This is a genomic window from Bifidobacterium saguinibicoloris (assembly GCF_019331725.1).
GTDB classification, from domain to species: Bacteria; Actinomycetota; Actinomycetes; order Actinomycetales; family Bifidobacteriaceae; genus Bifidobacterium; species Bifidobacterium saguinibicoloris.
The window spans coordinates 1-15,550 of the sequence record NZ_JAHBBF010000002.1 but is presented as its reverse complement, the minus strand read 5'-3'; the positions used below and the strand labels follow the sequence as shown (position 1 = coordinate 15,550).

General features: G+C 67.1%; 7 protein-coding genes. 5 read left to right on the top strand and 2 right to left on the bottom strand.

Annotation, left to right across the window (positions count from 1 at the left end; translation table 11 throughout):
• Positions 1 to 63: 63 nt before the first annotated feature.
• On the top strand, positions 64 to 4,020 hold the full coding sequence (locus tag KIH78_RS01905) for a thiol reductant ABC exporter subunit CydD/CydC (protein WP_219131012.1): 3,957 nt from the start codon (positions 64 to 66) through the stop codon (positions 4,018 to 4,020).
• 129 nt (positions 4,021 to 4,149) lie between these two features.
• On the opposite strand, the gene KIH78_RS01900 is transcribed toward KIH78_RS01905, so the two are convergent.
• Entirely contained in the window at positions 4,150 to 6,360 is a 2,211-nt protein-coding gene (locus KIH78_RS01900) for a sugar porter family MFS transporter (protein ID WP_219131011.1), read from the bottom strand.
• A gap of 180 nt (positions 6,361 to 6,540) precedes the next feature.
• Positions 6,541 to 7,476 carry an AraC family transcriptional regulator gene (locus KIH78_RS01895; RefSeq protein ID WP_219131010.1) on the bottom strand — a complete coding sequence of 312 codons (936 nt, stop codon included), beginning with the start codon at positions 7,474 to 7,476 and terminating at the stop codon, positions 6,541 to 6,543.
• 117 nt (positions 7,477 to 7,593) lie between these two features.
• Here KIH78_RS01895 and KIH78_RS01890 point away from each other — a divergent pair, with 117 nt between their 5' ends.
• From KIH78_RS01890 to KIH78_RS01875, 4 genes are all read left to right on the top strand, one after another.
• On the top strand, positions 7,594 to 10,119 hold the full coding sequence (locus tag KIH78_RS01890; RefSeq protein ID WP_219131009.1) for a glycosyl hydrolase 53 family protein: 2,526 nt from the start codon (positions 7,594 to 7,596) through the stop codon (positions 10,117 to 10,119).
• Positions 10,120 to 10,326: 207 nt separating this feature from the next.
• Positions 10,327 to 12,675 (top strand): beta-galactosidase, encoded by a 2,349-nt coding sequence (locus KIH78_RS01885; RefSeq protein WP_219131008.1) that lies wholly within the window; start codon positions 10,327 to 10,329, stop codon positions 12,673 to 12,675.
• 394 nt (positions 12,676 to 13,069) lie between these two features.
• Entirely contained in the window at positions 13,070 to 14,419 is a 1,350-nt protein-coding gene (locus KIH78_RS01880; RefSeq protein ID WP_214312050.1) for an ABC transporter substrate-binding protein, read from the top strand.
• Between the two features lie 296 nt (positions 14,420 to 14,715).
• Positions 14,716 to 15,550 (top strand): carbohydrate ABC transporter permease (locus KIH78_RS01875; protein WP_219131007.1); only part of this gene is annotated, 835 nt, incomplete at its 3' end.

The window sequence follows — 15,550 nt, the reverse complement described above, 5'->3', positions numbered from 1 at the left end:
CTGGCGCGTACCCCGTCTTTCCGCTACGGTTGGACGGGTTCCGCACGCTAGGGAAGGGGAGACATGTTCGACAAACGACTGTTCCGGATGGCGCCCGGCATCGGCCGGCTCGTGGCGGGCAAGGTGGCCTGCCTGTGGGTGGGGTTGCTTGCGAACATCGGCTTCATGATCGCGCTGGTGGCCCTGTTCGCCAACCTGCTCACGGCCGCCGACCCCCACATGTTCGCCTGCGACGCCGCCTCCCCGGCCGACTGTCCCACGAACCTGTTCGATTTCGACGTGCAGCTCACGCCCATGCCCGGCGACCTCATGTTCTACGCGCTCATGATGCTCTGCTGCGCGCTGCTGCGCTACGGCATGACCACGCTCGCCGCGCGCCTCGGCACCGAGGCCTCCGAACGCGTCAAGCTCGCCCTGCGCGAACGCCTCTACCGCAAGATGCTGGACTTCGGCCCCTCCTACGCGCAGCATGTGCGCACCGCCGACGTGGTGCAGTCCGCCGGTGAGGGCATCGAGCAGATCCAGAGCTTCTTCGAACTGTTCCTGCCGCAGCTGTTCTATGCGGTGCTCGCGCCGCTCACCCTGTTCGCCGTGCTCGCGCCGCTCGACCTGCCCACGGCCGTCACGATGCTCGTCTGCGCGCCGCTCATCGTGCTCGTGGTGGGCATGGTGGCGATGAGCGCCGCCCGCGTGTTCAAACGCTATTGGGGCCGCTACACGGACATGGGCGCCGCGTTCCTCGACGACATGCAGGGTCTGGAGACGCTCAAGGCGTTCGACGCGGACGGCCGCGCCGCGCGCGACATGGACGAGAAGGCCGAGAACTTCCGCGTGATGACGATGCGCGTGCTGCAGATCCAGCTGCGGTCCCTGTCCGCCATGGACCTGGTGGCGTACGGCGGCACCGCGGCCGGTATCGGCGTGGCCCTGTGGCGCTACGCCGGCTCCGACGGCGCGTTCGCCTCCGGCTCGGCATGGTCGTTCGCCGACCTCGCGGCCGGCGCGCACGGTCCGCTCGCCTACGTCGCCTACCTGCTCCAGTACGTGTTCCCGTACGGGTTCGGGTATCCGCTCACGTTGAGCGGCCTCATGCTCATCGTGCTGCTGTCGGCCGATTTCTTCATCCCGCTGCGCCAGCTCGGCTCGTTCTTCCACGTGGCGATGAACGGCATGACCTCCACGAAGCGCATCTTCGCGCTGCTCGACACGCCCGTGCCGGCGCGCGGCACAGCGACGCTGCCGGCCGGCGACGCCGCGCCGCCCGTCCGGTTCGAGCACGTCCGGTTCGCGTACGACGATGCGTCCGATGCATCCTCGTCCGATGTGTCCGATTCGTCCAGGGTGTCCGACGCCGCGACGCACGCCCCCGCGCTGCGCGACGTCACGTTCGAGGCCCTGCCGGGTCAGGTCACCGCGGTCGTGGGCGTCTCCGGCTCCGGCAAGTCCACGGCCGCCGCGCTGCTCTCCGGCTCAATCGCCGGATACGCCGGCTCCGTCACCATCGACGGCGTGGACGTCTCCGCGCTTTCCGGCGAGGCCCTCGCCCGCGCGGTCACCGTGATCGGCGCCCGCAGTCACCTGTTCGCCGGCACCCTGCGCGACAATCTCATGATGGCGCTGCCTGTCCACGATTCGTCCGACGTCGCGTCCGATTCCACGCCCGACGTCGTCGACCCCCGCCTCTGGCACGCCCTCGAACAGGCGCGCATCGCCGACTTCGTGCGCACGCAACCCGCCGGCCTCGACATGCCCATCGAACAGGACGCCGCCAACCTGTCCGGCGGCCAGCGCCAGCGCATCGCCATCGCCCGCGCGCTGCTGCACGACGCGCCCGTCATCGTGTTCGACGAGGCGACGAGCAGCGTCGACGTCGAAAGCGAGGAGCTCATCCTCGCCGCCATCCGCGACCTCGCGGCCGTGGGCGGCAAGACCGTCGTCATGATCACCCACCGCATGGCCAACGCGCGGGGAGCGGACCGTATCGTCGTGTTCGACCACGGCGAGACCGTCGAGACCGGCACGCACGACACGCTCATGCAGGCGGACGGACGCTACGCCGAACTCTTCCGCACCCAGGCCGGCATCGAGGCGCTCGACGGAACCGCCGCGACGGAACCCGTCGCAGTCACCGGAACCGTCGCAACGGCAGAATCGGCCGGTACCGCGGCATCGGACACGGCGGGGGAGACCGCCGCATCCGCTGGAACTGCTGAAACAATCGCCGCACACCGCATGTCCACGCCGCAGCTCATCGCGCGTCTCCTCGGCGAGGCGAAACCACTCGCGCACCTCATGACCGCCGCCTGCGTGGCCGGCACCCTCGGCCACCTGTCCGCCACGTTCCTGCCGGTGTTTGGCATGGCCGCCGCGTTCGCGCTCGCCGGCAACCCGGTGTGGGGCATCGGCGCGCCCGCGGCTGTCGCCGCGATGGTCGTCTGCGCCGTGCTGCGCGGTCTCATGCGCTACGTGGAGCAGTACCTCAACCACAACGTGGCGTTCCACCTGCTGGCCCTGTTCCGTTCGAAGGCGTTCGCCGCGCTGCGCCGGCTCGCCCCCGCGAAGCTCGCCGGACACGGCAAGGGCGACCTCATCGCCATGCTCACCACCGACGTGGAACTGCTCGAGATCTTCTTCGCGCACACCATCAGCCCGGTGGTCATCGCCCTCGTCACCTCCGTGGCGTACGCGCTCGTCCTGCTCGCCGTCAGCCCGTGGATGGCGCTGGCGCTCGTCGTGGCGCACCTCGTGATCGGCGTGGTCGTGCCGCGCTTCTTCGCCACCGGCGTGCACAATCTGGGTCCGTCCATCCGCCGTCAGGCGTCCGAACTGGACGACGTGATGCTCGACGATATGCGCGGCCTCGACGAGATCATCCGCTTCGGCCGCGGTGAGGACCGCGTGGGTGCCATCGTGGACCGTACGAAGCGACTGTGGCGCGAACACGCGCGGCTGAGCCGCGTGAACGGCCGGTTCGCCGGCATCGGCGGCCTGCTCGTGTTCGCCCTGACCGCGGCCGCCGCCGGCGTGACGCTCGCGCTCGCCGCGGCCACCCCGGCGTCCTCGCCCGCACTGGTGACCGGGTTCGTGCTGTTTGCCAGCTCGTTCGGTCCGACGCTCGCGCTGAGCGCACTGCCCGCGAACCTCACGCAGACGTTCGCCTCTGCTCGCCGCCTGTTCGCGCTCATGGACGAGACGCCGGCCGTCACCGAGACCGGCACCGCCACGCCCGCCTACGAGGGCATGCGACTGGACCACGTCACGTTCGCGTACGACGGGGGAGCGTCCGACGGGGAGACGGCAGCCGACGCGTCCGATGGAAAGGCCGGCGACGCGTCCGATGCCGTCGCCGTCCCGCCCGCGTCGCGCCCGGTGCTCGAGGACGTCACGCTCGACGTGCCGCGCGCCGGCATCCTCGGCGTGCAGGGGCCGTCCGGCCGCGGCAAGTCCACCATGCTCAAACTGCTCATGCGTTACTGGGATCCGCGTTCCGGCACCGTGCTCCTGTCCGGCACGCCGCTGCCCGCAGTGGACGCGCATCACCGCCGCCGCGTGCAGGCGCTCATGGGCCAGGAGACGCACCTGTTCGACGGCACCATCCGCGAGAACCTGCTCATCGCCCTGCCGGAGGAGCGCATCGCGTCCACGTCGGCCGAAACGCTCGACGCGACGTTGAGTGAGGCCTGCCGCAAGGCGTCCGTCCTCGACTTCGTCGAATCGCTGCCGGACGGCCTCGACACGGCCGTCGGCGAGCTCGGCGACCGCCTGTCCGAAGGCGAACGCCAGCGCATCGGCTTGGCGCGCGTGTTCCTGCGCGACGCCGACCTCGTCCTCTTCGACGAGCCGACGAGCCGTCTCGACGCGTTGAACGAGGCCGTCATCCTCCGGTCGATCCGCGACCTGGCGATGGGAGGGAATGACGAGGGGACGGCGGACGCCGCCGGATCCACGCCCAAGGCCGTCGTCCTCGTCTCGCACCGCGAATCCGCGATGCGCATCGCCGATGCCGTCGTCCACATGTGACGGACGTTTCCGGTCACGGACGTGAAACGCCCCGACGCTGATGCGTCGGGGCGTTTCACATATATGGCGGCCGTACGGCGGCCGGCAGGTACAAGCGCAGGGCCGCCGGGATGGGCGAATCGGTGCCTGTCAGTCCTTGATGAGCGCGTCGAGCGTGTCCAACGCGTCGTCGATGGCCTTGGCCTCGCGCGCATCCTCCGCGGCGCTCGCCGCGGCCGACATCGCCGGACGGCGTACGGATACGGGCAACGGAATCGTCGGCATCGCCGAATCGGGGATTGTGCGCGTCCTGCGCGAGGACGGCACCGGCATGTCGGGCAGACCCGACAGGTCCGGCACGCGGCCGTCGTCGGGCCAATCCTCCGCGGGCGGCGCGGGAACCGGGGCGGCGTCGCCGTCCGCGGAGCGGGTGCCGGCATCTGGCATGGGGACGGGCGGCATCGCCGCGGACTGGACGGATGCGGGCGCCGGAACGGCCGGTGCGGCGGATGGCGTGGCCGACGCCGGCGTGACGGTCTGCGCGTCATCCCGCCGGCCGAACAGGATGGGGCCGGACAGCAGCGTGTCCTGGTCGTCGCCGTACCTGGACAGGTCCACGCCGGCGCTGTCGTGCACGGCGCGCGTCGCACGGTGCAGGGCCGTGGACTCCGGGTACGGCGCCGGCTGCGAGGTGGTGTCGTCCACCACCGTGTGCGCGGCCCGGCGCGCGTCCTCGGCGCGGCGCGCGGCGGACAGACGCTCCGCCTGCTCGCGTTCCTCCGCCTCGATGGCGAAGATGGTCTTCTGCGCGCTGATGCGCGACCGTTCCGCGGCCTCCATGATGCCCATGGCCTGCAGGCGTTCGTTCTCCACGCGGGCCAGCGTCGCCTCCGCATGGCGGATGTTCGCGTCCGCGGAGCTCAGCGTGTACTTGGCGGCGGCCAGCGGGGTGCGCGGCTGCCACAGGTGGTCGATCTCCTCGAGCGTGCGTCCCATCGTCTCCGGTACGAGGATGAGCACGCCGATGAGGCACAGGAGGTCGATGACGCCGAAGATGAGGAACGTGACGCCCCCGCCGAGCCGGTCGATCATCAGCGGCGTGAACTGGGCGATGAGACCGTTGGTGACCAGCAGGCACATCACGCACAGGCCGGTGGCGCGGCCGCGCAGGAACGTGGGGAACAGCTCCGGGATGACGATCCACGGGATCGGGCCCATGGAGATGGCGAACGCGGAGGTGAACAGCATGACGAACACGAGCGTGAGCAGTGAACGACCGGAGAAGTACGAGCCGGCGATGCCCATGGCGAACAGGAACATGAGCATCGAGCCGTACTCCAGGAGCTTCTTGCGGCCCACGGAGTCGATGAGATAGAGGCCCACCACGGTGAAGACCAGCTCCACGCCGCCCACGCACGCGGAGGCCAGGAACTCGGTGTCGCCGCCGAACCCCATGCGGGAGAACATGACCGGGCCGTAGTAGGAAATCGCGTTCATGCCGATGGCCTGGTTGAACACGGCGAGGAAGACGCCGATGACGAGCGCCTTCCGTAGGCCCGGGCGGAACAGGTCGGTGAACTCGTTGGACATCTCCTTCTCGAGCTGCACGGACGCCTGGATGTCGTCGGTGCGCACGCGCGCCTTCTCCGTGCCCATGATCTGCTCGAGGATGGCGAAGCCCTGCTCGGGATGGCCGTTCTGGATGAGGAAGCGGGGGCTTTCCGGCGCATGCCACATGGCGGCGAGGAAGATGGCCGCGGGCACGGCGCCGAGCCCGAGCATCCAGCGCCAGCCGAAGCCGATGTCCCAGAAGAACGATCCGTAGGAGGCGATGATGTAGTTGATGACGTTCGTCATGAAGATGCCGCACACGGCCAGCAGCTGGTAGGAGAAGGCCAGCGTGCCGCGGATGCCGGTGGGGGCCGATTCGGTGATGTAGGTGACGGCCAGCGCCGCGGTCAGGCCGATGCCGTAGCCGCCGACGACGCGTGCGGTGATGAGGTCGTACGGTCCGTACGTGAACGCGCTCCACAGCGCGGCCACGAGGAAGAACATGCCGCCCAGCATGAGGATGCGCTTCCTGCCGTACCTGTCGGAGAGGAAGCCGGCGCTCGCCGCGCCCGCCACGGCGCCGATGATGATGGAGGAGATGACGAGGCCCTCCATGGTGGTGCTCAGCGAGTATCGCATGCGGAGGAAGTCGATGGCGCCGGAGATGGATACGGTGTCGTAGCCGTACAGCAGGCCGGCGAGGCCGGCGCTGAGCGCCAGACCGAAGGTGTAACGGCCGGAGCCGTTCATCTGGATCGCGGTTCCCAGGGGGTTCTGCTGTTTCGAGACAGCATGAAACAGACCCGCCATATGCTCTTCCTCTCAAAAACACAGCGATGGGGGATTACCGCCCATACTAGCGGGGAGAGGTTGTTTCGTCATTGCGTATTTCACGCACGGCTGCCGAATTCGATACGGCCCGTGCGGTGTGGGCGACGACCGGGTGGATGCCGGGTGGGTGCCGGGTGGCGGCGGTCCGACGCCGCCGGGTCATGGAAGCGGCTGCGCACTGCCATCCAGGATGCCTTCGGTGCTTCGGTATCGTGCCGGCGTCATGCCGACGCTCTTCTTGAACGCGGTGGTGAAGGCGTTCGGATTGGGGTATCCGACGCTTTTCGCGATCTGCCGTACGGGCTGCGTCGTGCGGGTGAGGAGCTCCCGCGCATGGTCCATGCGGATGCCGGTGAGCTTGGCGTACGGGGTGGTGCCGGTCAGCGCCTTGAATTTACGCAGATACTGTCTCGAGCTCATCATGGCGCGGCGGGCGAGCGCGTCGACGGTGACGTCCTCGGCGTAATGCTCGGCGAGGAACGTGAGCGTCTCGCGCACGGCGGACAGGGCGTCGCTCTCGCCGGGTGTCCGGCGTATGGCCAGGTCGGTGAGCAGGTCGGTGAGGACGCGTGCGCCGATGAGGTCGATGCTCCCGGAGCCGCTCGAGTACGCGTCGAGCAGTCCGTCGATGGCGTTCTCCAACGCGGCGGGGTTGTCGATGGGGAACACGTTGCCGGAGGATGCGGTGATGCGTTCGTAGTAGGTGCGGGCCGGCGCCCCGTCGAAGTGGATCATGCTGGTGCGGGTGAGCGTGTCCGCCCGTCCCTCGTGGTGGAGGTAGGTGTCGAAGAGGAAGACGTGGCCCGGGGCGACGTCGTAGTGGTGGGGGACGTCGTCCGCCCAGATGGTCGCGTGCAGCGTGCCCTCCGTGACCACGCCGAGCAGGAAGCTGTCGAAGCGTTGGCGTTCGAGGCGGAACCCCGGACGGTAGGCGAACCGTCCGATGCGCAGCGGGTAGAGCAGCGTGCGGCTGGCGTCGGTGCCGGGCGATGTGATGAGCAGCGTCGATTCCTCCGGGATGACGCCCTGCTCCACTGGATGGATGATCGTCGGCGCCGTATGCGCCGATGCGGCGTTTGTCGCTTTCTTGGTCATTGTTGTCTCTTTTGCGGTGTGATGGTGCGTGTGTGGTGGCGTCGATGCGTGTGTGATTGATTGTACCGCGATAGATACACCGGTGCATCTAGGCGGAAGGAATGGAACGGAGGAACAATGACACAACGGACAGCGAACCGGCAACGGCGCACGGGATGGGGACGCGCCCTGGGCGCCGCCGTCGCGGCGGCGATGGCGTTCACCGGCACGGCGCTCCCGGCCTTCGCGGCCGACGCGGTGCCGGAAGGCGAAGTGAACGTCGAGAAGGTCGAAGGACTCGGATCCGACTTCATCGCGGGCGCGGACTTCTCCTCGCTGCTCAGCGAGGAGGAAAGCGGGGTCACCTACCGCAACCCGCAGGGACAGACGCAGGATGCGGTGACGATACTGCGCAATGCCGGCGTCAACTACGCCCGCGTGCGCGTGTGGAACGACCCGTTCGACGCGGACGGCAACGGCTACGGCGCCGGCAACGTGGACGTCAACCGCGCCATCCAGATCGGCAAGCGCGCCACCGCCGCCGGCATGAAGGTCCTCGTGGACTTCCACTACTCCGACTTCTGGCCCGACGGCCAGCCCGCGCCGAAGGCGTGGAAGCAGTACGTCTCCGAACCGGACAAGATGGCCCAGGCCGTGCACGACTTCACCAAGGAGTCCCTGGAGAAGTTCAAGGCCGCCGGCGTGGACGTCGGCATGGTGCAGGTCGGCAACGAATCCAACAACAAGATCACCGGCATCTCCGGCGCGGACAACATGGCCAAGATCTACAAGGCCGGCAGCCAGGCCGTCCGCGAGGTCTACCCCGAAACCGACGCCAACGGCGAGCACACCACTAAGGTCGCGCTGCACTTCAACCAGAAGGCCAAGGCCTCCTGGGCGGACAACTTCGAACAGCAGGGCATCGACTACGACGTCTTCGCCATGTCCTTCTACGCCTGGGGCTCCACCACCATCGCGCAGGTGGCGAACGTGCTCAAGACCGTGGCCAAGACCCACCACAAGGACGTCATGATCGCCGAAACCGCCTGGCCCTACCAGATCGCGGACACCGACGGCTACAAGAACAACTACGGCCCCCACAACGCCGACAAGCTCAAGGCCTACCCGGTGAGCGCCCAAGGCCAGGCCGACAACATCCACGACGTCGCCGCCGCCGTCAACGGCATCGGCGACAACGACGGCGACGGACACGACGACGGCCTCGGCTTCTTCTACTGGGAGCCCGCATGGATCGCCGTCGGCCCGGCCGACACCCCGGAACAGATCGAAGCCAACCGCGAGAAGTGGCGCAAGTACGGCTCCGGCTGGATCAGCGAATACGCCAAGGGCTACTACAAGTCCGGCGGCTGGGCCGGCACCACCGACGGCTCCGGATGGGACAACATGGCCCTGTTCGACGCCAAAGGCAACGCGCTCGGATCCCTCCAGGCATTCAACTACATCCGCACCGGCGCCGCGGCGCCGCACACGTTCCTCGGCGTCGAGGACACGAACATCACCGTCGCCGAAGGCGAACCCGTCACCCTGCCCCAGCAGGTCACCCTCACCTACAAGGACGGCAAGGACGAGCAGGAGAACGTGACCTGGCGCAAGTCGCTGGACTGGGCGCAAGGCTCCGGAACGTTCACCGTGACCGGTGTCACCGCATCCGGCCATACCGCGAAGGCCGTCGTGACCGTGACCCCCACCAACCATCTCGCCAACCCGAGCTTCGAGGACGACGACATGACCAAGTGGGCCGTCACGCTCGACCCGTCCTCCGAGGCGGACGCCCAATTCCTCCGCAAGAAGAGCGGCAACTCCTCCGACGGCAGCTACGGCCTGTACTACTGGTCCGGCAAGGACGGCGGCGCGGGCGCCAAGTTCAGCGCCACGCAGACCGTGACCGGACTCAAGCCCGGCACCTACCAGCTCACCGCCACCGTGCGCGGCACCGACATGTCGGACACGGACGCCATGACCCTCAAGGCCAGCGCCGACGGCAAGGACTACAGCAATCCGATGACCGCCATCAACACCGAACTCGACTCCACCGCCACCGTGACGAACATCGTCGTGGGCGAATCCGGCACCGTGACCGTCACCCTCGACGCCGCGCTCGCCGGCGGCCTGTACGGCACCATCGACGACTTCACCCTCACCCAAGCCTCGAAGCCGGAAGGCATGGACGGCCTGAACGCCGCCATCACCAAGGCCGAAGGCATCGACCGTGACGGATACACCGCCGAATCGCTCACCAAGCTCGACGAGGCGGTCGAGATCGCCAAGGTCGTCGCGGCCGGATCCGCCGCCACCTCCGAATCGATCGCCAAGGCCACCACGCTGGTGAACGAGGCGCTCGACGCGCTGGCCTCCACCACGCCGACGCCCGATCCGGACCCCGATCCCGAGCCGACGCCGGACCCGACGCCCGGTCCGGGCACGGACACGCAGAAGCCCGGTTCCGAGGATGGTTCCGGTAACGGCTCCGCGGGTGAGGGTTCCGGCGGCGCTGTCACCGCCGGCCCGAAGCACAAGACCGACGGGACGAAGGAACTGTCGCGCACCGGTGCCACGGTCGCGCTCGTGGCCGCCGCATGCGGGCTGTCGGCCATGGCAGGTTTCGTCCTGATGGTCTGGCGCAGGCGCCGGTCGACGCGCTGATCGGTTCCGCGCCGGGCGACAGAACTCCGGTCGGGCACCGGTCGGCCGGACGCCGGCCGGTGTCCGACCGAATCCCCAGGGCGGGCGTCTTCGTCATCCGACGAGGGCGCCCGCCCTGGGTTGTATGGCACGGCATGCACAGGCCGGCGAGCGGTCCGTGCGATGACAGGCAGCAACGAGCACGACGACAAGGAAAGTGTGATCATCATGTCCGAATCCATCCATACCTGCGATCTCCGCGGCGCCACCGGCACACGGATCTCCGCATTCCCCATCGTGGATCCGAGGTATGCCACCGCTCCCGACGGTGACGTCATCGGATTCACCAACCGGTACATGACCCTCAACGGCAGGCCGTGGTATGTGGTGAGCGGCGAATGCCAGTATTCTCGTCTGGACCCCGCCGGATGGGACGCCGAACTCGCCAAGATGGCGGCCGGCGGCGTCAACGTCGTATCCACCTACGCGTTCTGGAACCACCATGAGGAGCACGAGGGCGTATGGGACTTCACCGGACGCCGCGACCTGCGCCGGTTCGTCGAACTCTGCGCGAGCCACGGGCTGAAGGTGATCGTCCGCATCGGTCCGTTCGTGCACGGCGAGGCGCGCAACGGCGGTCTGCCCGACTGGCTGTACGGCGAGCCGTATGAGGTGCGTTCCCTGGATCCGGGATTCCTGGAACGGGTGCGGGACTGGTACCGGCACATCGCAGGTCAGCTCGAGGGGCTGTATTTCAAGGACGGCGGCCCGGTCATCGCCGCGCAGCTCGACAACGAGTACATGCATTCGTCCGCGCCGTGGGAGATGACCACCGGTACCTCCGACGAGTGGGTTCCCGGAGGGCATGACGGCGTCGCCTACATCGACGCGCTGCGCCGCATCGCCCTCGACGAGGGCGTGGCGGTGCCGTTCTTCACCGCCACCGCGTGGGGCGGCGCGGCGGTGCCGGACGACGTGCTGCCGTTGTGGGGAGGATACCCGTACCGGCCGTGGCTGTTCTACGCCGGCCCCGGTGAGCATCCGGTGACCGACGAATACCTGTACCGTGATTTCAACGCGGCGGATTGCCCGCGCAACGAGGAGTTCGATCCCGCCTACGAGCCGGGCGAGAAGCCCTACGCCTGCTGCGAGATGGGCGGCGGCATGTTCAGCTCCTACCGGTACCGGTTCGTGCTGCCGATGCGGTCCGTGGACGCGATGGCCAACATCAAGATGGCTTCCGGCTGCAACTTCCTCGGCTACTACCTGTTCCACGGCGGTACGAACCCGATCGGCGACGGCGTGTACCTCAACGAAAGCCAGACGACGAAGATCTCCTACGACTTCCAGGCCGCGCTGGGGTCGTATGGACAGACGCGCGAATCGTATCGACGGCTCAAACCGCTGCACCGGTTCGCCGCCGCGTTCGGCGAGCGACTCTGCCCGCTGCAGACGGTGGTGCCGGACGACCAGCGCGGCATCGTCCCGAAGGACGTGGAACCGCTGCGCTGGTGCGTCCGCTCGGACGGCGAACGCGGCTTCGTGTTCATCTGCAACTTCCAGGATCACGCCGATGCGCCGGCCAAGCACGGCGAGACCATCGAGGTGACGCTCGCTTCGGGACGCATGATCCGTTTCGACGGCGTCGGCCTCGCTTCGGGGGAGAACTGCATCCTGCCGTTCAACCTCGACTTGGGTGGCGTCACGTTGATCGCCGCCACCGCGCAGCCGGTCACCGTCGTCGACGAGGCCGTCGCGGGCCGTCGGACCGCCGTGTTCCTGCGTCCCGAGGGCATGGACCGCTGTTGGTTCCGTTTCGCGGACGGGCTGACGCATGTCGTGCCGCCGGATCGCGACATCGACCGCTTCACGGTCCGTGAGGGGGATGGGGCGGTCGACGTCGTCTGCCTGTCGCGTGCGTACGCCGAGGCGATGAGCGTGGACGGCGATGGCAGGCTGGTGTTCGTCGACGCCGACGCGTTCCGCGACATGCGGGACGGCACCATCGCCAACGATGCCGCGGCGGTATTCGCGTCCGACGGACGTCTTGTGGTCGAATCCGTGAAACCGGAGGTGGGGGCGTGCGTGTGTTCGGCCGACGGCGTGACGCGTTCCTCCGTCCTCCGGTTCTCGCGGGGCGGGCTTGCGGCGGACGCCGCTCCGACCGTGGAGCGTCTGTCCGACACCCGGTATGCGGTCACGCTGCCCGAAGGGGTGGTGGATGCGCTGATGGGTTCCGATGATGCGGAAGGTGCAGGGGACGTCGTCGATGCGCGTCTGCGCATCCGTTATGCCGGCGACGTCGGATGGCTGTGGTGCGGCGGAACGCTGGTGGATGACGACTTCTCCAACGGCGACGTCTGGGAGGTCGGGTTGCGCGAGCATGCGCGGATCCTGGCGCGGCATGGCGGGCGCATGGTGCTGACCATCACCCCGGTGAAGGAGGGCGTCACCGTCGATGTGGAATCGGCGATGGCCGCGCGCATGGAACGTGTCGAGCGGTTGACGGGTGCTCTGCAGCGGGTCGACCTGGTGCCCGTGTATCAGGCGCCGTTGGATGACGTGCTCCGGCGGTGATCGGGGCGATGCGGTGAACGATGTCCGGCGAACCGGCTCAGGCTGGTGCGCCGGACATCGTCGTATCGGGGGAGGGGCCTGGGTATGGGCGTTCCGCATGGTGGGGACGAGGTTCATGGTTGTCGTTTTTCGATGATGCATGTCGATTCCTATGTGGTGACGAATGTGGGAAAAGCTGCGAAATCCTTGGAAATCCGGGCGTGTCGCGTTGTTTTGACAAATTGGTACACGGTTGTATCATAGGAGTTGTTGGTACACGGGTGTACCACAGCAGACACCCGGACAAACACAAAGAAGTCAGCCAAGGACATCGGCCGCACCGGCACCGGAGCGCACGGAAGCGCGACGGACGGCGGCGGGGCGGAGGCCCGAGGTTCACGGAGGAGAACACATCATGCGCAACATCAAGAAGATCGTGGCGGCCACCGCGGCCGTAGCCACCCTCGTCGGCCTCGCCGCCTGCGGCTCCAGCAACGGCGCCGACGCGAACAAGGGCGACGCCGACAAGGCCGAACTCGTGTTCTGGGGATGGGACTCCGGCAACTCGATGAAGAAGATCATCTCCGGATTCGAAAAGGCCAACCCCGGCATCACCGTCAAGTTCAACAACACCGGCACTGCCGAGAAGACCTCCACGGCTCTCTCCAACGCGATCGCCGCCGGCAACGGCGCCCCGGACGTCGTCATGCTCGAGGACCCGACCGTCACCCAGTTCGCCGTCACCGACGGACTCGTCGACCTCTCCGAGTTCGGCGCCGACAAGCTCGCGGACGATTTCGCCGCCGGTCCGTGGAACAAGCTCCAGTACAACAGCAAGCCGTACGCGCTGCCGATCGATTCCGGCCCGGAGATGTTCTTCTACAACAAGGCCGTGTTCGACAAGGCCGGCGTGGACGGCGAGTCCATCAAGACCTGGGACGACTACTACGAGGCCGCCAAGAAGATCCGCGCCACCGGCTCCTACATCACCAACCTCGCCGGCACCTCCGGCGACTATCAGCCGTTCACCGCGCAGATCTGGCAGGCCGGTGCCAAGCCGTGGAAGGTCGATGGCGAGAAGATCACCATCAACATGACCAAGGACGCGGGCATGCAGCGCTACATCAAGTTCGTCCAGAAGCTCATCGACGAGGACCTCGTCGACACCAAGACCCCGAACTGGTCCGACGACTGGAACCGTGAGCTCAACGACGGCACGCTCGCCTCCCTGACCATCGGCGCCTGGATGCCGATCAACCTCATGACCGGTGCCCCCGACCAGGCCGGCAACTGGCGCGTGGCGCAGCTGCCGCAGTGGGAGGAGGGCCAGGAGGTCTCCGCCGAGGATGGCGGTTCCGCGCTCTCCGTCGTCAAGCTCTCCAAGAACCAGGCCGCCGCCTACAAGTTCGTCGAGTACATGACCCACGGCGATGGCGCCCAGGAGATGGCCGACACCGGTACCTTCCCGTCCCTGAAGAAGATCCTCCAGTCCGATTCCTTCACCGACCCGACCACCGAGGGCAACAAGAAGACCAACGACTACTTCGGCGGCCAGAACGTCAACAAGGTCCTCTCCGAAGCGGCCCAGCGTCCGACTGAGAAGTTCCAGTACCTGCCGTACAACCCGTTCGCGCAGTCCGCCTACGGTGATGAGGTCTCCAAGGCCTACACCAAGGAGATCACCCTCGAGCAGGCCCTGACCAACTACGGCAAGAAGCTTGCCGAGCAGGGCGAACAGCAGGGCTACACCGTCACCGTGAAGTAACCGCGTGACGGGCCGGCGCCCGCTTCAATCGGCACGGTATGCGACCGGAGGGCCAACACACCTTCCTTCCTCTCCCTCCGGTCGTCCTCCTTCCCGTACCGCCGACAACGCCGGCACGTTCCACAACCCGAAGGCGGGGATGCTCCCCAAAGGGGTGTCCCCGCCTCGTCATGCCCGGCGACGGTTCCCGCCGCCATCATCAACTACCCCGGCTCCGTGAACGACATGACGGGACCGGCCTCCAGAAAGTGAGAACCATCATGTCAGCACAGACAGCGACCGCAGGAACGGCCCCCATGGGCGTCCTGCCCGCACAAGCGGACCGGCACACCGCCGTTGCCCGTGAGAATAGGCATAAGGCGGATTGGCGTGGTTGGAAGTTCATGTGGCCGTTCGCGGTGGTGTTCGTGTTCGTGTTCATCATCCCGATCGTGTACGCGGTCTATATCTCGTTTTTCAAGAAGCAGATGATCGGTGGTACGCGGTTCGTTGGTGTGGAGAACTACGCCAGGTTGTTGGGTGATCAGCAGTTCTGGTCGTCGGTGGGTCGTGTGGCGTTGTTCACGGTGGTGCAGGTGCCGATCATGTTGTTCCTGGCGGCGGCGATGGCGTTGGCGTTGGATTCGATGAAGCTGCATGGCACGAAGTTCTTCCGTATCTCGACGTTCCTGCCGTATGCGGTGCCGGCGGTGGTGTCCACGTTGATCTGGGGTTTCGTGTATGGCGCGAAGTATGGTCTGGTGGGCTCGTTGAACGGCGCGTTGGGCACTCATTTGGATATGTTCGCCCCGAACGTGCTGTTGGCGTCGATCGGGAACATCAACACGTGGGAGTTCACGGGCTACAACATGCTGATCTTCTATTCGTCGTTGTCGACGATCCCGCATTCCCTGTATGAGGCGGCCAGCATCGATGGCGCGTCGGAGTGGCAGATCGTGAAGAGCATCAAGCTGCCGGAGTTGAAGGGCAGCCTGGCGATCACGGTGATCTTCTCGATCATCGGCTCGTTCCAGTTGTTCAACGAGCCCTCGATCCTGCAGAACATGGTGCCGGGCAACGCGATCACGACGTACTACACGCCGAACATGTACGCGTACAACCTGTCGTTCTCGGGCAACCAGAGCAATTATG

Excerpts from the sequence above, each read along its gene's own strand:
- KIH78_RS01895 (WP_219131010.1), bottom strand. The coding sequence starts at position 7,476 with ATGACCAAGAAAGCGACAAACGCCGCATCGGCGCATACGGCGCCGACG.
- KIH78_RS01905 (WP_219131012.1), top strand. The coding sequence starts at position 64 with ATGTTCGACAAACGACTGTTCCGGATGGCGCCCGGCATCGGCCGGCTC.
- KIH78_RS01885 (WP_219131008.1), top strand. The coding sequence starts at position 10,327 with ATGTCCGAATCCATCCATACCTGCGATCTCCGCGGCGCCACCGGCACA.
- KIH78_RS01880 (WP_214312050.1), top strand. The coding sequence starts at position 13,070 with ATGCGCAACATCAAGAAGATCGTGGCGGCCACCGCGGCCGTAGCCACC.
- KIH78_RS01890 (WP_219131009.1), top strand. The coding sequence starts at position 7,594 with ATGACACAACGGACAGCGAACCGGCAACGGCGCACGGGATGGGGACGC.
- KIH78_RS01900 (WP_219131011.1), bottom strand. The coding sequence starts at position 6,360 with ATGGCGGGTCTGTTTCATGCTGTCTCGAAACAGCAGAACCCCCTGGGA.